Origin of the sequence: Exiguobacterium sp. s70 (assembly GCF_018618315.1) — a bacterium.
GTDB lineage: Bacteria > Bacillota > Bacilli > Exiguobacteriales > Exiguobacteriaceae > Exiguobacterium > Exiguobacterium chiriqhucha.
This window is the reverse complement of the sequence record NZ_JACSLV010000001.1, coordinates 767,332-785,774: the sequence shown is the minus strand read 5'-3', so window position 1 is coordinate 785,774 and position 18,443 is coordinate 767,332. Positions and strand designations below refer to the sequence as shown.

At 54.3% G+C, this 18,443-nt stretch carries 19 protein-coding genes; 17 read left to right on the top strand and 2 right to left on the bottom strand.

Annotation, left to right across the window (positions count from 1 at the left end; translation table 11 throughout):
* Positions 1-38: 38 nt before the first annotated feature.
* From KNP84_RS03905 to KNP84_RS03845, 13 genes are all read left to right on the top strand, one after another.
* Entirely contained in the window at positions 39-1,562 is a 1,524-nt protein-coding gene (locus KNP84_RS03905; RefSeq protein ID WP_215114320.1) for an alpha-N-arabinofuranosidase, read from the top strand.
* Between the two features lies 1 nt (position 1,563).
* On the top strand, positions 1,564-1,803 hold the full coding sequence (locus KNP84_RS03900; protein ID WP_214759834.1) for a DUF6171 family protein: 240 nt from the start codon (positions 1,564-1,566) through the stop codon (positions 1,801-1,803).
* Between the two features lie 15 nt (positions 1,804-1,818).
* Complete coding sequence (locus KNP84_RS03895; RefSeq protein WP_215114319.1) at positions 1,819-2,823, top strand: aldose epimerase family protein; 1,005 nt, start codon at positions 1,819-1,821, stop codon at positions 2,821-2,823.
* A complete protein-coding gene (locus KNP84_RS03890) occupies positions 2,820-3,989 on the top strand; it encodes a sn-glycerol-1-phosphate dehydrogenase (protein WP_021066220.1) in 1,170 nt (389 codons plus the stop codon). Before KNP84_RS03895 ends, KNP84_RS03890 begins: the two co-directional genes overlap by 4 nt.
* Positions 3,986-4,933 (top strand): glycoside hydrolase family 43 protein, encoded by a 948-nt coding sequence (locus tag KNP84_RS03885; RefSeq protein WP_215114318.1) that lies wholly within the window; start codon positions 3,986-3,988, stop codon positions 4,931-4,933. The genes KNP84_RS03890 and KNP84_RS03885 overlap by 4 nt, the downstream gene beginning before the upstream one ends.
* Positions 4,930-5,874 (top strand): glycoside hydrolase family 43 protein, encoded by a 945-nt coding sequence (locus tag KNP84_RS03880; RefSeq protein ID WP_215114317.1) that lies wholly within the window; start codon positions 4,930-4,932, stop codon positions 5,872-5,874. Before KNP84_RS03885 ends, KNP84_RS03880 begins: the two co-directional genes overlap by 4 nt.
* A 187-nt stretch (positions 5,875-6,061) precedes the next feature.
* The gene (locus tag KNP84_RS03875; RefSeq protein ID WP_058764690.1) at positions 6,062-7,042 is read left to right on the top strand and encodes a LacI family DNA-binding transcriptional regulator; all 981 of its coding nucleotides are present in this window, start codon (positions 6,062-6,064) and stop codon (positions 7,040-7,042) included.
* 157 nt (positions 7,043-7,199) lie between these two features.
* Positions 7,200-8,441 (top strand): MFS transporter, encoded by a 1,242-nt coding sequence (locus KNP84_RS03870; RefSeq protein ID WP_215114316.1) that lies wholly within the window; start codon positions 7,200-7,202, stop codon positions 8,439-8,441.
* A 17-nt stretch (positions 8,442-8,458) separates the two neighbouring features.
* Positions 8,459-9,943, top strand: coding sequence for a glycoside hydrolase family 32 protein (locus KNP84_RS03865; RefSeq protein ID WP_215114315.1), 1,485 nt, complete (start codon positions 8,459-8,461; stop codon positions 9,941-9,943).
* Positions 9,944-10,020: 77 nt separating this feature from the next.
* Positions 10,021-10,998, top strand: coding sequence for a carbohydrate kinase family protein (locus KNP84_RS03860; RefSeq protein WP_215114314.1), 978 nt, complete (start codon positions 10,021-10,023; stop codon positions 10,996-10,998).
* 135 nt (positions 10,999-11,133) lie between these two features.
* A complete protein-coding gene (locus tag KNP84_RS03855) occupies positions 11,134-12,171 on the top strand; it encodes an iron-siderophore ABC transporter substrate-binding protein (protein WP_021066227.1) in 1,038 nt (345 codons plus the stop codon).
* A 10-nt stretch (positions 12,172-12,181) separates the two neighbouring features.
* A complete protein-coding gene (locus KNP84_RS03850) occupies positions 12,182-13,195 on the top strand; it encodes a FecCD family ABC transporter permease (RefSeq protein WP_034797063.1) in 1,014 nt (337 codons plus the stop codon).
* Positions 13,192-14,223: a FecCD family ABC transporter permease gene (locus KNP84_RS03845; RefSeq protein WP_029594756.1), complete on the top strand. Its 1,032-nt coding sequence runs from the start codon at positions 13,192-13,194 to the stop codon at positions 14,221-14,223. The genes KNP84_RS03850 and KNP84_RS03845 overlap by 4 nt, the downstream gene beginning before the upstream one ends.
* A gap of 46 nt (positions 14,224-14,269) precedes the next feature.
* Here the strand turns inward: KNP84_RS03845 and KNP84_RS03840 are convergent, their stop codons facing one another.
* A complete protein-coding gene (locus KNP84_RS03840; RefSeq protein ID WP_021066230.1) occupies positions 14,270-15,019 on the bottom strand; it encodes an SDR family oxidoreductase in 750 nt (249 codons plus the stop codon).
* A 137-nt stretch (positions 15,020-15,156) separates the two neighbouring features.
* On the opposite strand from KNP84_RS03840, the gene KNP84_RS03835 reads away from it, so the two are divergent.
* Complete coding sequence (locus KNP84_RS03835; protein ID WP_215114394.1) at positions 15,157-15,729, top strand: TetR/AcrR family transcriptional regulator; 573 nt, start codon at positions 15,157-15,159, stop codon at positions 15,727-15,729.
* Here the strand turns inward: KNP84_RS03835 and KNP84_RS03830 are convergent.
* Positions 15,726-16,604, bottom strand: a complete 879-nt coding sequence (locus KNP84_RS03830) for a LysR family transcriptional regulator (RefSeq protein ID WP_021066232.1) — start codon at positions 16,602-16,604, stop codon at positions 15,726-15,728. The genes KNP84_RS03835 and KNP84_RS03830 overlap by 4 nt on opposite strands.
* A gap of 104 nt (positions 16,605-16,708) precedes the next feature.
* Here KNP84_RS03830 and KNP84_RS03825 point away from each other — a divergent pair, with 104 nt between their 5' ends.
* The 3 genes from KNP84_RS03825 to KNP84_RS03815 are packed head-to-tail and all read left to right on the top strand — an operon-like array spanning position 16,709 to position 18,428.
* Positions 16,709-17,440 carry an SDR family oxidoreductase gene (locus tag KNP84_RS03825; RefSeq protein ID WP_021066233.1) on the top strand — a complete coding sequence of 244 codons (732 nt, stop codon included), beginning with the start codon at positions 16,709-16,711 and terminating at the stop codon, positions 17,438-17,440.
* A complete protein-coding gene (locus KNP84_RS03820) occupies positions 17,440-18,000 on the top strand; it encodes a sugar O-acetyltransferase (protein ID WP_198922689.1) in 561 nt (186 codons plus the stop codon). Before KNP84_RS03825 ends, KNP84_RS03820 begins: the two co-directional genes overlap by 1 nt.
* The gene (locus KNP84_RS03815; RefSeq protein WP_215114313.1) at positions 17,997-18,428 is read left to right on the top strand and encodes a cyclophilin-like fold protein; all 432 of its coding nucleotides are present in this window, start codon (positions 17,997-17,999) and stop codon (positions 18,426-18,428) included. The genes KNP84_RS03820 and KNP84_RS03815 overlap by 4 nt, the downstream gene beginning before the upstream one ends.
* Positions 18,429-18,443: the final 15 nt, after the last annotated feature.

Genomic DNA, 18,443 nt, shown 5'->3' with positions numbered 1-18,443 from the left:
GGGCCACTTCGTTGGCCCTTCTTCATGGAGGAGATACAATGAACAACCAACTCATCAAACCGACGCACGTGACGACAGGGACGACACAGCTCATCGTCAATGCCGACTTAACCAAAGGGACGATCAGCAAGCACATTTATGGTCACTTCGCCGAGCATTTGGGTCGTTGTATTTATGAAGGGCTCTGGGTCGGTCCAGAGTCGCCGATTCCAAACACGGATGGCATTCGTAACGACGTGCTCGCCGCCTTGAAGAAATTGAACATCCCGGTCCTCCGTTGGCCGGGCGGCTGTTTTGCCGACGAATACCACTGGAAGGACGGGGTCGGTCCGAACGAGAACCGAAAACGGATGGTCAACACGCATTGGGGCGGGGTCGTCGAAAACAACCACTTCGGCACCCATGAATTCATGCGCCTCTGTGAATTGCTCGAGTGTGAGCCGTACATCTGTGGGAACGTCGGGAGCGGGACGGTGCAAGAGATGTCGGAATGGGTGGAGTACATGACGTTCGGTGGCGAGTCACCGATGTCGAACTGGCGACAAGAGAACGGCCGGACCGAGCCGTGGGAACTCACGTACTTCGGCGTCGGGAATGAGAACTGGGGCTGCGGCGGCAACATGCGCCCGGAATATTATGCGGACCTGTATCGCCGCTACCAGACGTACGTCCGCAACTACGACGGCAATAAACTCTATAAAATCGCTGGTGGGGCGAACATCGACGACTATAAATGGACAGAGGTCCTGATGCGGGAAGCAGGGACGATGATGGACGGGCTCAGCCTCCATTACTACACGATTCCAGGTGACTTCTGGTTGGGCAAAGGATCGGCTCTCGATTTCACGGAGGACGAATGGTTCATCACGTTGAAGCGCGCCCTCCATATGGACGAGTTGATCACGAAACACGGCCAGATCATGGACCAGTATGACCCAGAAAAACGTGTCGGCTTGATCGTCGACGAGTGGGGCACGTGGTTCGATGTGGAGCCGGGGACGAACCCAGGTTTCTTGTATCAACAAAACTCGATTCGGGATGCACTCGTAGCTGCGGTCCACTTCAACATCTTCCATAACCATAACGACCGCGTTCATATGGCGAACATCGCTCAAATGGTCAACGTGTTGCAGGCTATGATTTTGACGGAAGGAGACCGATTCATCCTCACGCCGACATACCATGTGTTCGAGATGTACAGCGTCCACCAAGATGCCGAACGCGTCGAACTCGCCGCACACACACGCAATTACGTGGCCAAAGATGAAGCCATTCCGGCCGTGAACGCCACTGCTTCGCGAAATGCGGAAGGTGTGCTCCACATCAGCCTCTGCCAACTCGACCACGAGCAAGGCGATACGGTCGAAATCGATTTGCGGGGAATCGGCGCCATCTCTGGCGTGTCGGCCCGGATTTTGACGGCAGACCATTTGAACGCCCATAACACGTTCGAACAGCCTGACCTCGTCTCACCACAGGACCATGATGTGACCGTCACGGAAGACGGCAAGCTCGTCCTCGACGTGCCGGCGATGAGCGTCATCACCATCGCGGTCCGCTGAGATGACAGTGGCGGAGACGCGGCGGTGCCGGACCTGTCCACCGCAAGCGACAGACCAAGACTGGCTGTTGACCATCGATGCGGAAGTCATGGAGCAGGTGTCGGATACGGAATACGAGGCACGCCTCACCCATTGCGCGGCTTGCCCGTTCCAGCAACAAGATACTTGCTTGAAATGTGGGTGTTACGTCTCGTATCGGGCACGACTCGCGACGAAGCACTGCCCAGTGAACGTTTGGTAAAAAGGAGTGGATGTCATGAAGCGGCAACTAGAAACAGCGATTGACGAGTCGACGATCACGCTCGAGAACGATGTGTATCGATTGAACATATTGACTTACGGAGCGACGTTGCAAGAATTTTCGATTCAGGACGACGGCTGGAAAAATATCGTCTTGTCGTACGACACAGTCGAGGCGTACATGCAGGACACGTATTATTTGGGTGCGACGATCGGACGGGTCGCCGGACGGATCGACCAGAGTACGTTCGACCTGGATGGTGTGACGTATCACGTGCCCGCAAATGAAGGTGTCCATCACCTTCACGGCGGAGAAGGATTGCACCGTCGCGTCTGGACGGTCGAACAGAGAACATCCGGCCGTGTGACACTTCATTGCGTCAGCCCCGACGGAGAGAACGGATATCCCGGGATACTCGACGTCCGCGCCACGTTCGAATTGGTCGACCATGGCGTCAGCATCACATACGAGGCGACCTCTGATCAAGATACTGTGTGTGATTTGACGAACCACACGTATTTCAACTTGAGCGGAGGTGAGCGGGACATCTTGAACCATGAGCTCACGTTGTCCGCCGACACGTTCGCTGAGCTGCGGGATGATTTGATTCCGACGGGTCGCTTGCTTGAAGTCGCTCAGACAGCGTTTGATTTCCGGTCTGGTCGCGTCTTGGCGGACGGTCTCGAGTCAACCCATCCACAAAACGAATTGGTCAACGGTTATGATCATCCGTTCGTCTTCGCGGAGCGACGGGAAGCGAGACTCTATGAGCGAGCGTCACAGCGAGAGTTGACGATCTCGACGACGGCCCCCGCCATCGTCCTCTATTCGGGTAATCAGATGAATGATACGACTTCATTGCGTGAAGGGACGTCGAGACGTCACTACGGCGTCTGTCTGGAACCGCAACACCTCCCTGATGCGGTTCACCACGAGACGTTCCCGTCGATTCGCTTGAAGGCGGGAGACACGTACCGTTGGCAAACGACGTACCGCGTTGAGACAGGAGTCAGCCGATGAACCTCGAACAGATTAACGAACACGTACAAGCTTGTGATTGCGGGAATCCCCATCACGCGATCACGATTGAACGGATGGTCGCGTCCGAACACGTCTGGGTCGAATTGGCTGCGTTCGTCCACGAAAAAGAGTGGAACCACCTCCTCGTCGTCGCCGACATGAATACCGAGCACGTCGGGTTTCTCCCGCTACGAGAAGCCTTGACGGACATCGGAGTCGATGTGTCGCTCGTCTCGCTCCAAGCGGATGAGCAAGGCGACGTCTTGGCGGAGGAACGCTCGGTCGTACAAGTATTGCTTCAACAAGATGAAACCGTCGACGCGCTCATTGCGCTAGGTGCCGGCACGATTCATGACGTCACCCGGTTCTGTGCGGCCAAAACGAAAGTACCGTTCATCTCGGTGCCGACCGCGCCGTCAGTGGATGGCTTCACGTCGAAAGGAGCCCCCCTCATTGTGAGAGGTAAAAAAATCACGTACCAGCTCGTGTCCCCGATTGCCGTGTTCGTCCCGAGTCAGGTGATTCGAAAGGCACCCGACGCGTTGGTCGCAGCCGGGGTCGGCGATATGCTCGGGAAATACACGTCCTTGTTGGACTGGCGGTTCGGAGCATTTGACGGCGGTGAACCGTTTTGTCCGGTCGCCGCATCGTTGACGGAGCAGGCGTTACAATCGTGTGTGAACGCCTTGCCTGCCATCTATAAACGAGACGCGGACGGGTTGGATCAACTGATGGAGTCGCTGTTGTTGTCCGGAGTCGCCATGTTGATTTTCGGTCATTCGCATCCAGCTTCCGGTGGTGAGCATCACTTGTCCCACTATTGGGAGATGGATTTCATCGCCAACCATCGTCCGGCGGTCCTCCATGGAACGAAAGTCGCCATCGCCACGATGGAACTCATCGATTCCTATAAAACAATGATGCTCGAACGGCCCGACACGCCGGACGCGCTACGGGCATGGGCCGAGCAGATGCCGACAAGCCAAGAGCTCGAACACATCTTCCACGCGTTACAGGCACCGCTGCGGCCGGATGAGATCGGGGTCTCCTCGCTCTTATTAGCGAGTAGCAAGAGAGAGGCGTACCGTTTGAGAGAACGACACACACTGTTAAAACATATGAGTTTGAACCGAACAGAATCTGAGGTAGGGGAGCGTTCTTTATGAGAGAGACGATCACGAATCCGCTAGTGGAACAACGAGCGGACCCATGGATCATGCGCCATACAGATGGCTATTATTACTTCACGGCCTCGTTGCCGGACTTCACGGGCATCCCGCTCCGTCGGGCGAAGACGCTCGCCGCCTTGACCGAGGCCGACGAACGAGTCGTCTGGACCAAACGTGAGACGGGTATCATGAGTGCGAACATTTGGGCCCCGGAATTACATCACATCCAAGGGAAATGGTACCTCTATTTTGCGGCCGCGCGAGAAGATCACGTCTTCGATCATCGGATGTATGTGCTCGAGAACAGCTCGGCGAATCCGCTCGAAGGGGAATGGATCGAAAAGGGACAGGTCCGGACTTGGTGCGAATCGTTCGCGCTTGATGCGACGACGTTCGAGCACGAGGGGCGCCTCTATTACGTATGGGCCCAAAAAGACCCGTCCATCGATGGCAACTCGAACCTCTACATCTCGGAGATGGCGAACCCGTGGACACTCACGGGGCCACAGACGATGATTGCGACGCCGGAGTATGACTGGGAGAAGGTCGGTTTCCTCGTGAACGAAGGGCCGGCCGTGTTGAAGCGGAATGGTCACATCTATATCACGTTCTCTGCGAGTGCGACGGACCATCACTACTGCATGGGCCTCCTGTGCGCTGAGGGGACGAGTAATTTATTGGACGCGGCGAGTTGGACGAAACATCCGGAACCGGTCTTCGGAACCGATGAAGCGGCCAGTCAATTCGGACCGGGTCACAACAGTTTTACGACGCTAGATGACGGGACGGACATCCTCGTCTATCATGCCCGTAACTATAAAGAAATCGTCGGGGACCCGCTCTGGGACCCGAACCGACATACGCGTGTCCAACCGTTCATGTGGGATGAAGTCGGCCCAGTGTTCGGCCGACCGATTCGCGACGAGGAGGCTGTACGATGAAGCAAGTAGAAGATCGACATTTGATAGTAGAACAGCGGGCCGACCCGTGGGTATATTTGCATACGGATGGCTACTACTACTTCACGGCGTCAGTGCCTGAGTATGATTTGATCGAGTTACGCCGTGCCAAGTCGCTTCAAGCGATTCGGACGGCCGAGCCGGTGACCGCATGGGTGAAACACGAGACGGGTCCGATGAGCGACTTGATTTGGGCGCCTGAACTGCATCACATTCATGGCAAGTGGTATCTCTATTTTGCGGCAGCGAAATCGCGGGATATCGTCAATGGTCTGTTCGACCATCGCATGTTCGTGTTAGAGAACGAATCAGCAAATCCGCTCGAAGGGGAGTGGGTCGAAAAAGGGCAGGTCCAGACCGAATGGGATTCGTTCGCCCTTGACGCGACCGTATTTGAGCATAAAGGGACTCACTATTTGGTGTGGGCCCAAAAAGACCCGTCTATCGACGGAAACTCAAATGTATACATCGCCGAGCTCGAAAATCCATGGACGATTAAATTGCCACAAGTCATGCTGACGAAGCCTGAGTATGATTGGGAGACTCGCGGTTTCCTCGTCAATGAGGGGGCGGCCGTGTTGAAGCGGAACGGCCACATCTTCATCACGTATTCGGCGAGTGCGACCGATGAAAACTACTGTATGGGTATGTTGTGCGCCTCGGAAGACGCTGATTTGTTGAACCCGGCATCGTGGTCGAAATCGTTCCGGCCGGTGTTCCAGACGAATGCCGACGTGAATCAATTCGGGCCCGGTCACAATAGCTTTACCGTGAACGAGAAGGGAGAAGATGTCCTCATCTACCATGCTCGGACGTATACGGAAATCGAAGGGGATCCCCTCTACGACCCGAACCGTCATGCGCGCGCACAAGTGTTCACGTGGAATGAAGAAGGACGCCCGGAATTCGGGAAACCGCTCTGATCAGCAACAGACGCTCACACGTTGTGGGCGTCTGTTTTTATGTAACGGGAGCGGACGTCACGAACTACAGTTGATCAGATGCACCATCCCCTCTCTGATTTTCTTCACTGAATTCACTCCAATCCTGCATCAACGCGCACAGTTTTGTATAATTGAAAGCGAGAGCTAGGAAGGGAGAAACGATTCGATGAAACCAAAGATTGAGGACGTAGCCAAGTTGGCTGGGGTTTCTCCGACAACCGTGTCACGTGTGTTGAACAATCGTGGCTATATCAGTGAAAAGACTAAAACAAAAGTTGAGGCGGCGATGCAAGAACTCAACTATTTTCCGAATGATGTGGCGCGGTCGCTGTTCAATAAGCGCTCTTACTTGATCGGCTTGATTTTACCGACAACGGCCAACCCGTTCTTCGGGGAGCTCACGTTCCATATTGAGAACTATTGTGCAACGAACGGGTATAAAGTACTCCTATGCAACAGTTTGAACCAAGTCGATAAAGAAGAGCGTTATTTGGAGATGTTGCTCCGGAACCAAGTCGATGGCATTATCGTCGGGACACATAACCGTGGAATTCTCGATTACCATAAACAAAATTTGGCGGTCGTGGCAATTGATCGTTACTTATCTGATACGATTCCGGTCGTTAGTTCGGATAATTATCAAGGTGGCAAACTGGCGACCGATTATTTATGGACAAAAGGCTGTCGTCGCATCGCTTTAATCGATGGGGAAGGGTCACTCGAGACCCCGGCCCGCCTCAGACGGCAAGCCTATCTCGACGTGATGAAAGCACACGGTCAAGAACCGATCGTGTACGAGGTCGAAGAAGTCTTTGATCGTACGAGCCAAGAAGCCGTCATGCAAAAGTTGATTGACGAACAACCGGAGCTCGATGGGGTGTTCGCGACGAACGACTTGTTCGCGGCTTCCTTCATGCGCGTGATGAAAGCTTCTAAACACTCGTCACGCAAAATCGAAGTGGTCGGCTATGATGGGACCGAGGCAGTCCGCTCGCTCTTGCCCGAACTCGCGACCGTACAACAACCAATCGAAGAGATTGCGAAGACCGCCATCGATCTTCTGCTGAAAGAAATCGACGGGGAATTTACAGACGAAGGTAGAGAAATTCAACTTCCCGTCCGTATGATTCAAGGCGCCGACGCTTAAAGATCGACCCGCTCTGTACGAGGAGCGGTTTTTTTTAATCCAAGAAAAAAGTGACAACAATATGTCAACCGGTTGACATATGAAAGCGGTTGACATATTATGATTTTGAAAGTGCTTTCAATTTGTAGTTCATTCTATTTTTGAGGGAGACACCATCATGAAAACGTCAAAAATCTTGTATTGGAAACTCAGTGCCTATTTCTTCTTCTTCTTTTTCACTTGGTCGTCGAGTTATTCATTGTTCTCGATTTGGCTCGGTCAAGAGATGCAACTGACTGGCGCCCAGACTGGCTTGGTCTTTTCTGTAAACGCTATCTTTGCGCTATTGATGCAACCGCTCTATGGATTCATCTCCGATAAGATTGGTCTAAAGAAAAACATTTTGTTCTTCATCAGCATGCTGCTCGTGTTTGTCGGTCCGTTCTATATCTATGTATACGGACCACTCCTTCAGTACAACGTCATCATCGGTGCCGCTGTCGGGGGGCTCTATCTCGGGACGGCCTTCCTTGCCGGGATTGGTGCAATCGAGTCGTATATTGAAAAAGTAGGACGGAAATATGATTTTGAGTACGGGAAGACGAGAATGTGGGGTTCTCTCGGATGGGCTGCAGCGACGTTCTTCGCAGGGCAGTTGTTCAACATCAACCCAAACATCAACTTTTGGGTGGCGTCGGTCTCGGCCGTTGTCTTGGTCGCGATCATCTTATCCATCAAGGTAGAGGTCACGGACGTCGAGATGGAACGGGCGGCCTCGGTCACATTGAAAGACGTCGGTCATTTGTTCACATTGAAAGATTTTTGGTATTTGATGCTGTATGTGATTGGGGTCGCTTGTGTATATGGTGTGTATGACCAACAGTTCCCGGTCTATTACTCGTCGCTCTTCCCGACAGAGGCACAAGGGAATCAGGTGTTCGGTTACTTGAATTCACTGCAGGTATTCTTAGAAGCTGGGATGATGTTTGCCGCACCGTTTGTCGTCAATAAAATCGGCGCAAAAAATAGCTTGATTCTTGCCGGTTACTTGATGGCGTTCCGAATCGTCGGTTCGGGTCTCGTCGAAGGACCAATCGGCATCTCGTCAATGAAGTTGATTCACGCGCTGGAATTACCGATTATGCTCGTCGCAATCTTTAAATACTTAGCGGCCAATTTCGATACGCGTCTATCGTCGGTGCTGTATCTCGTCGGTTTCCAGTTCGCCAAACAGGTCGGGGAGTCAATCATGTCACCGGCTGCCGGATACTTCTATGACAGTATCGGCTTCAGACAAACGTATTTAGCGATGGGAGCCATCGTTCTCGCGTTCACGGTCATCTCGATGTTCACGTTATTGAACGAGAAGAAGACTGATCTTCAAAAACCAACATCAAAAGATATGGGACAAGTCATTTAACTTTAAGGAGCGATCATATGTTAACGCACACAACACAGACAGAGGCAGACAAAGCGGTGGCCGAAGCGAAAGCGAAACTAGACACGACGTATCGGCTCGGCTATCACATCATGGCGCCGGCCAATTGGATCAATGACCCGAACGGACTGATTCACTACAAAGGTGAGTATCACGTTTTCTATCAACACCATCCGTACGACGAGAATTGGGGACCGATGCATTGGGGACACGTGAAGAGTAAAGACCTCGTTCATTGGGAGCACCTCCCGATTGCGATCGCCCCGACAGAGGAATACGAGCGGGACGGTTGCTTCTCTGGGAGCGCGGTCGATGACAATGGTGTCCTCACATTGATTTATACGGGCAATCTCTTCATCGACAAAGAGAAAGACATTCTCGACCAATCTCAATGTATCGCCACGAGCACCGACGGCATCCACTTTGAGAAGCATCATGAAAATCCGGTCATCCCGAGGCACCCGGAAGACGGTTCTGGTCATTTCCGTGATCCAAAAGTATGGAAGCACGAAGACGAATGGTACATGGTCCTCGGTACCCGAAAAGGTGACATCGGGAAGGCGATTCTCTACAAGTCGGCAGATTTGAAGGAATGGCAGTATCTCGGTGTGCTCGGAGAGAGTGATGGGACGGAAGGATACATGTGGGAATGTCCGGACTTCTTTGAACTCGACGGCGAGCACGTACTCTTGTTCTCACCGCAAGGGATGAAACCAGAAGGTGACCGTTATCAAAACCTATTCCAGACCGGATACATGACGGGGTCGTTCGATTATGAGACGAACACATTCGACCGGGGCGCATTTAAAGAACTCGATTATGGACATGATTTTTATGCCGTGCAGACGTTGCTCGATGACAAAGGCCGGCGCATCGCCATCGGGTGGATGGACATGTGGGAATCGGAGATGCCGACGAAAGAACATGGCTGGGCCGGGGCATTGACGTTACCGCGTGTGCTGACGCGAATGGAGGACGGCCGCATCAAGATGGAGCCGGTCGAAGAGCTGACGGCACTTCGTTCGAAACGATTTGACTTGAACCTATCGACCATCGAGGACACAGAGATCGTCACCAACGTCACTGAGGAGCTGCTCGAAGTAGAAGTTGAGTTTTCCTTACGCGATGTGACGGCGGAGACATTCGGCATCAAGTTGCGTCGCAGTGAGGACGGGGAGCAAGAGACGGTCATTCGGTTCTCGCCGAAGACGCAACAACTATCACTCGATCGGACGAAGTCAGGTGTGGGCGTCGATGGGGTGAGAACGGTCGAGGTCGAAGGGGAAGGTGATGTGCTCAGTTTGCGTCTCTTCTTGGACCGCTCATCAGTAGAAGTATTCGCCAACGGTGGGACGACGGTGATGACGAGCCGGATTTATCCGGATCCGACAAGTCTCGGTCTATCGTTCTATGCCGAGGGGGGACGTGTCGACATCAAATCGTGCCGTGTTTGGAGTTTGAGCGATGTGTGGAACGAACAATAAACATGCAGAGCCAAGTATCCATCTTTCGAGGTGGGGCTTGGCCCTTTTTATGAAGATGAGAAAGGATGGAAATGAGCATGAGACAACTTCATTGTATGGGTGAGGCGCTGATTGATTTGATTGCGCATACGAAAGGACAATCATTGGACCAAGTAACGACGTTTGAACGGGTCGCAGGAGGGGCCCCGGCAAATGTGGCTGCCGTCGTGGCTTCATTAGGAGGACAATCTTCATTGATCACAAAGTTAGGAAATGACGCGTTCGGGGACTATTTAGTTTCCACACTGAAAGAGAAAGGGGTTGGCGTCGAACACATCTTCCGGACGAGTGAAGCAAATACAGCGCTAGCGTTCGTCTCGGTAAAAGAGGACGGCGATCGAGACTTTTCGTTCTATCGAAATCCGTCGGCTGATTTATTACTGAATGAGGATGAAGTGAAGAGAGAATGGTTCAATCAACAGGATATTTTTCATTTTGGGTCGGTCGACTTGGTCGAGAGTCCGATGAAATATGCCCATCGCCGTGCAATCGAATGGATGACACAAGCCGGTGGCATCATCAGTTTTGACCCGAATGTACGCACCTCACTTTGGAATGACTTAGACGTCTACAAACAGACGATTCAAGAGTTTCTGCCTTTCGCCCATATCCTCAAAGTGTCGGAAGAAGAGCTTGAATTCATCACGGGTATCCCCGAACAAAAACGAGCGATCGCTTCCTTGTTTAAAGGCAATGTGCGTATCGTGCTCTACACGAAAGGAGCGCGAGGAGCCACGATTTATACAAAAGATCACACCTGGGAGATACCTGCGTTTCCAATCAAGGTCGCTGACACGACCGGCGCCGGCGACGCGTTTATGGGGGGATTTTTATATCAGTTGCTTGTGAATGAGGCGACCGTTTCTACGCTCGAACCATTCATAGGTCGTCATGGCGAAGAGGTCTTACGGTTTGCCAATGCGACTGGCGCGCTCGTCGCATCAGTGAAAGGTGCGATTGACGTTTTACCGACGCAAACCCATGTCAATACGTTATTGGACACGCATAGCGTTTAAGGAAAAGCGGTTTCTTGTCCAAAATAGATGGAAGTTCACATTGACAACGTCAAGACATTCATCCTATACTCATAAATGATAATGATTATCAATGTCGGCGTAAAACGTTGTCATACAGAAAAAGGGGACTAGGACATGAACAGCTACAAGAAAATGCTACATATGTTCATCATCATGTCTGCTTTCGTGCTCGTGCTCGCAGGATGCGGCTCGAACAATGAAGATGCAGCCACGACAGATGAATCTGCTGAAACGGCAGAAGGCTATCCAATCACAATCAAACACGCGTTAGGCGAGACGGTCATCGACAAGAAGCCGGAACGTGTCGCAACGGTCGGTTGGTCAAACCAAGACGTGGCGCTCGCGCTCGACGTCGTACCAGTCGGTTTCTCGGCTGCGAACTACGGTGTCCAAGACGGCAGCGGCATGTTGCCGTGGACGGCTGACAAGTTGAAAGACCTCGGTGAAGAAAACCCGAACATCTACCAAGATACGGACGGTCTCGACTTCGAAGCGATTGCCGACTCACAGCCGGACGTCATTCTTGCCGCCTACTCAGGCATCACGCAAGAAGACTACGACACGTTGACAGAAATCGCACCGGTCGTCGCATACCAAGAGACGCCTTGGGTGTCATCATGGCAGGACACGGTTCGTTACGACTCAATGGCCATGGGCATGGAAGAAGAAGGCAAACAGTTGATTGAAGACACAGAGAAACTCATCGCCGACAAGGCAGCTGAAGTACCGGAGATGAAAGGGAAGAAAGCGGCATTCGTCGCGCTCAGCCCAGACGACCTGTCGAAGTTCTACATCTACACGACGGGTGACCCACGCGGTGCCTTCATCGAAGAGCTCGGCATGGAGTACCCTGAGAACATCACGAGCCAAATCAAAGATGAGAACAGCTTCTACCTCGAGCTCAGCTCAGAGAACGCTGACATCTTGAACGATGTCGATATCTTCGTCGCCTACGGGAACGAAGAGACGTTGAAAGCACTTCAAGCTGACCCGCTCTACAGCAAAGTGCCGGCCATCAAACGCGGTTCGGTCGTCATGATCGAAGATAACACGCCGCTCGCGGCTGCTGGGACACCATCACCACTCTCAATCGAATATACGATTGACGACTATGTGAAACTCGTGTCAGAAGCACTCGCGAAAGTCGAGTAATCAAATGAATATGCCGAAGAAGTTACACACGCCGAAACGGTTCGGGCTCCTCCTCGTAGGGTCGCTCGTCCTGCTCGTCGTCTGTATGCTCGCTTCGCTTGCTTTCGGCTCACGGACAGTCGGATGGGATGAACTGCTTGACGGTTTATTCCGTCCGGCTGTTCAGTCGTATGAAGCGGACATCGTCCGGCAGCGGGTCGTTCGGACGGTGTTCAGTTTCATGTGCGGGGCGGCGCTCGGTGTCTCGGGCGCATTGATGCAGTCGGTGACGCGCAACCCGATCGCCGATCCGAGCATTCTCGGGGTCAACACGGGAGCAGCGCTGTTCGTCGTCGTCGGGATCGCCTTCTTCAACATCTCGACCGCGAGCGACTATATTTGGTTCGCACTTGCCGGGGCACTCTTGACGGCGGCGTTCGTGTTCGGGATTGGGTCGCTCGGCCGGGGCGGTTCGACGCCACTCAAACTCGTCTTGGCCGGCGCGGCGACGAGTGCGGCCTTGTCGTCACTCGTCATGGCCATCATGATTCCACGCTCGAACGTCATGGACCAGTTCCGGTTCTGGCAAGTCGGTAGCGTCGGGGCCGGGACGATGGATTCGATCATGACGTTCCTGCCGTTCTTTATCGGCGGTATCGTCATCGCCATCTTGGCGGCACCGTCCCTCAACATCTTGGCGCTCGGAGAAGAGCTCGCCACAGGTCTTGGTGTCCGCATCGGCACGTTGAAATTGATTGCCTCGTTCGCCGGTGTGATCTTGTGCGGGGCGGCGACGGCACTGGCTGGACCAATCGGCTTTATCGGTCTCTTGGCGCCGCACCTCGTCCGTTTGGTCATCGGAGCGGATGAACGGTATATCATCCCAATGTCGGCACTCACCGGCGCAATTTTATTGACGTTTGCTGACGTGGCAGGACGGTTGCTCGGTAGTCCCGGGGAACTCGAAGTCGGGATCGTCACGGCGTTCGTCGGGGCCCCGATTTTGATCGCGTTGACGATGAAAGTGAAGGTGCGTGGCGTATGACGAACCAATCGATTCAACCCATCATCCATAACAGTCGCAAGCGTCGGCAACGGACCGTCTTCGTGACGCTCGTCTTGTTCGCGTTGGCCCTTACGTTGAGCGCGACGATGCTCATGCTCGGCAACACGATTTATCCGGTCGCAGACGTCATCCGTGTCTTGTTCGGGGAACAAGTACCGGGCGCCTCGTTCGCCGTCGGCACAATTCGTCTGCCGCGCATGCTCGCCGGCGTCTTCGCTGGACTTGCGTTCGGGATCGCCGGGACGGTGTTTCAGACGATGCTCCGTAACCCGCTCGCCAACCCGAACGTCATCGGCATCACGACCGGGTCGAGTGCGGCGGCCGTGTTCGGCATCGTCGTCTTACAGGCGAGCGATACGTTCGTCTCTATCATCTCGATCATCGGCGGGCTGTTGACCGTCCTCGCCATCTACTTTTTGTCGAAAGGCGCCGCCTTCTCGATCGGCCGGCTCGTCTTAGTCGGCATCGGGATTCAGGCGATGCTGACGGCGGTCATCAATTATCTGCTGCTCATCAGCCGCCAAAACGATGTCGGGACGGCGATGCGCTGGTTGAGCGGTAGCTTGAACGGGGTGAAGATGGAGACGCTCCCGCCGCTCATGATTGCGGTCGCGCTCTGCCTCCCGGTCATCCTCCGACTCAGCCGACAGCTCCAGATTTTAGAGCTCGGGGAGATGACGGCGACGTCGCTCGGTGTTAAGACGAACCAGACGCGCGTCCTGCTCATCGTCGCCTCGGTGCTCATGCTCGCGCTCGCGACGGCGACGACCGGACCGATCGCGTTCGTCGCGTTCCTTGCGGGACCGATCGCGAAGCGGCTCGTCGGGGACGGGCGTTCGACAATCATTCCGGCGGCACTCGTCGGGGTCATCCTGGTGCTCGCAGCCGATCTCATCGGTCAGTTCGCCTTCACGGCCCGCTACCCGGTCGGTGTCATCACCGGCATGGTCGGGGCGCCGTATTTGATTTATCTCTTGATCCGGATGAACCGGAGAGGGGAGCTATAACGAGAAATGAGCCATATCCGGCGTCGGATATGGCTCATTTTTTTGATTAATAGGCGGTCCAACCACCATCGATGGCGACGACTTGACCGTTGATGAAACTCGATTCGTCCGAGCCGAGGAAGAGGGCGAGTTGAGCGATCTCTTCCGGTTGTCCGATGCGTGGGTTGATGGCCATACCGAGTTGCTGGCGACCGAACCCGGCCTGGCTCATGTTCGTCATCGTCGAGCCGATATTCGTCGCGACCGCGCCCGGTGCGATCCCGTTACAACGGATGTTTTGGTCGGCATACATGAACGCCGTGTTCTTCGTCAATCCGACGACGGCGTGTTTCGACGCCGTATAGGCCGCGCCGGCTCGAGCCCCATACAAGCCGCCGGCCGAGATGTTGTTGACGATGACGCCGTGCCCTTGCTTCGTGAACAAGTCGACGGCGATGCGCATCGATTTCATGACCGACACCGTGTTGACGGCAAAGATTTTCTCCCAGCGCTCGTTCGAGATCTCACCGACCGGTTCCATCCCGTCCATGATGCCGGCGTTGTTGACGAGGATGTCGACTTGACCGAACGTCTTCACCGTCTCATCGAACAACTGCTGCAACGCTTCTTCAGACGTGACGTCCGTCTGGATGGCGATCGCCTCGCCTGAGATATTCTCGGCGACGTGCTTCGCCCCGTCAAGATTCATGTCCGAGACGACGACTTTCGCCCCTTCCTGCGCGTACAATTCCGCGATCGCTTTCCCCATTCCTGATGCTGCTCCTGTGACAATCGCCACTTTCCCCGATAACCGCATGACTGATTCCTCCTTTTATTGTACATGTGTTCAATAACTATTATAATGAATGTTAGAAAACGCTTACAATAATCAAAAAATGAGGAACTGTTGAGTAATCAACATTTTAGGCCATAACTGTTGAGAGGAATGTGCGAATCATGAAGTCGGACTTGCGTGTCATCAAAACAAAACGAGCGCTTCATGAGGCGCTCGTCGAATTATTGAGGAATCGTTCGCTCGAACAAGTGACGATTTCGGAACTTTGTCGTGTGGCAAATGTCAATCGGGGCACGTTTTATTTGCATTATGCCCGGGTCGAGGACGTGTTCGAGGAGTACTTCCAAGAGATTACGGCCGACCTTGCCAAGTCGTATGAGGAGCCATATCGACATGTGAAGTTGCTCAATCCGCGTGAACTCGAGCCGTCGACGATCCGCATCTTTCACCACGTCCAGACGTACGTCGACTTCTATCGCATCGTGTTCTCGAAAAACGTACCGCTCGCGTACTACTACATGTTGTTCGACGAAGTGTGCAAGTTACTCCTCCGCGATACGGCGGCGCACAAGCAAGATGAGATTGACCATGAGTTGTTCTGTTCGTATCAAGCAAACGCCATCGTCGGGATGATCATCCATTGGGCCGAACACGACTTTGCGGCCACCCCGGACGAGATGAACGAGCAGTTGGCGCACATATTGCGTCTCGATTCCGGCCGCCGTGTTTAGGTGGCCGTTTCCCGTTCATCGAACAGCTCTAAAAATGTTGAGGCGACGTTCGACAGACGACTCCCGCTCTTCCAAATCAAATGGACGGAAGACGTGAGCGGGGGATGGAGCGGGACGAACACCAACTCGGTCCCTTGCGTGTTGATAATCCCGTCGAGGCAGAGCGCGTGGCCGACGCCTTCCCGGACGAGGAGCGAAGCGTTATAGAGCAGGTTATACGTCGCCACGACGTCGGCTTCAGTCAAATCGACGCCGAGCCGGGCCGACAAATGTCGGTCGACGAGCGATTGCTCCGACAAGATGAGCGGCAAGTCGAGGAGATCCTCGGTCTCGATGGCACTCTTTTGTCCGACTAGGCTGTCACGACGCGTCAAGATGCCCCAACGATCGACATGAGGGAGCTCGCGCGAGGCGTACGTGGCCAGGTTGATTGGCTCGATGACGACCCCGAAATCGAGGATGCCTCGGTCCAGCTTGTCGATGACGTCGTCTCCGTTGCCGCTATACAGGCGTAATTTGACGTCGGGATGAAGCTGTTTCATCTGTCGGAACGTCTCGATGACCGAGGTGAGCGTCTCCGTCTCGCCACCGCCGATATACAGTTCTCCGCTGACGGGTGTCGCCGTGTTCAAGTTGATCGAGATCTTATCGGCCAGACGGATCATCTCTTTGGCGTGTTCGGCCAAATAGTAGCCTCGTTCCGTCAGCGTGACGCCGCCTTGGCTCCGCTCGAACAACGGTCCACCGAGACTGTCCTCGAGCTGATGGATTTGCCGGGACAGCGCCGGTTGCGACAGCCGTAAATGTTCGGCCGCGCGCGTGATGTTCTTTTCGCTCGCGACGGCGAGGAAGTAGCGTAGTTGTTGTAGCTCCATGTCATCCCTCCATGCGTTTTCGTTATGGTTCTTAATCAAATAGTAGCATTAGACATGACGCTTGTCCGTTCCTATACTAGAGTCATTCAAAGGAGGAATGGATTATGACCATCAACAAAGTTGTCATCATCATGGGGGCGTCGAGCGGGATCGGCGAAGCGACGGCCCATCTATTGGCCGAACGGGGCGCGAAACTCGTGCTCGCCGCCCGTCGTCTCGACCGGTTGGAAGCCATCCAAGCGAAGCATCCCGAGGCTGACATCGTCATCCAGCAAGCCGATGTCACGGACTACGCAGCTGTCGAGGCGGTGGTGAAGACGGCACTCGACACGTTCGGGCATGTCGATGTCTTGTTCAACAACGCCGGGATCATGCCGACCGCGCCACTTGTCGACGGGCGCCGTGACGAGTGGCAGGCCATGCTCGATGTGAACGTGACCGGGGTGTTGAACGGGATTGCCGCCGTGCTTCCAATCATGGAACGTCAACAGTCGGGTCATATCATCGCGACGGATTCGGTGGCCGGCCACGTTGTCTATCCGGAGTCGGCCGTCTACTGCGGGACGAAGTTCGCGGTCCGCGCCATCATGGAAGGCTTGCGCCAAGAACAGCGGGAGAACAACGTCAAATCGACGATCATCTCACCGGGAGCCGTCCAGACCGAACTGTACAACACGATCAGTGACAAACAAGCCGCCCAGGCGCTCCATGAGGCGCAAACCGAGTGGGGATTGACGAGCGAGGACGTGGCTGAAGCGGTCGTCTACGCCATCGACACACCGGACCGGGTCTCTGTCAGCAACCTCATCATCCGTCCGACGAAACAACAGGTGTGATGATGGGTAGCGGATTGAGAGAACGCGTGTCCGGTCGAACGATCGCTGCGGGCGAAGCCGTCTTTGAAGAGATTCATCACATTCAACGAGCCATCGAGCCGACGCTCATGCGCCTGAATTATCAGTACTTGCCGAAAGACGAGTTCCAGCGGACGCTCTCGGAGTTGCTCGGGCAAGACGTCGCGGACTCGGTCACGGTGCTACCGCCGTTCTATACCGATTTCGGGAAACACATCACGCTCGGGACAGACATCTTCATCAACCGTGGCGTCATGTTCACCGATCTCGGCGGCATCGACATCGAGGACCACGTCTTGATCGGCCCGTTCGCCAAGTTGCTGACGGTCAATCATCCGACCGACCCGACCGAACGGCGCGGCTTGATCACGAAGCCGATTCGTGTGAAACGTAACGCCTGGATTGGGGCCGGGGCGACGATTTTGCCGGGTGTCACCATCGGCGAGAACGCCATCGTCGCAGCTGACGCGACGGTGACAAAAGACGTCCCGGACAACGTGACGGTCGCCGGGACACCGGCCCGTATCGTTCAGACGTCATGAACGTCATCCGCCTCGGATTGGTCGCTTCCATGGTGTTTCTCGCTGGGTGTGGGGACGACACGGTGAGGAAGCCGGAGAATCAGGAAGGAGTGACGTCACAAGTGGAAGAACTAAACGTCTCAATACGTTTCGAAACCAACCCGACAGCCGAAGCGCTCCAAGCCCGTCTGCCGCTCACGTTGTCGATGCAGGACTTGCATCAGAACGAGAAGTACCTCTATTTTAATGAACCGTTCCCGACGAACCCGGAACGTGTCGGCTCGATTCGGGCCGGGGATGTCATGCTGTATGGCGATGACTGTCTCGTCTTGTTTTATAAAGACGTCGAGACGAGCTATGCGTACACGCGCATCGGTCGGGTCGAGGATTTCGCAACGCTTGAACCGCTACTCGGGAGCGGGACGGTCGAGCTGACGTTTCAAAACTGATAAAAGATTGTGACC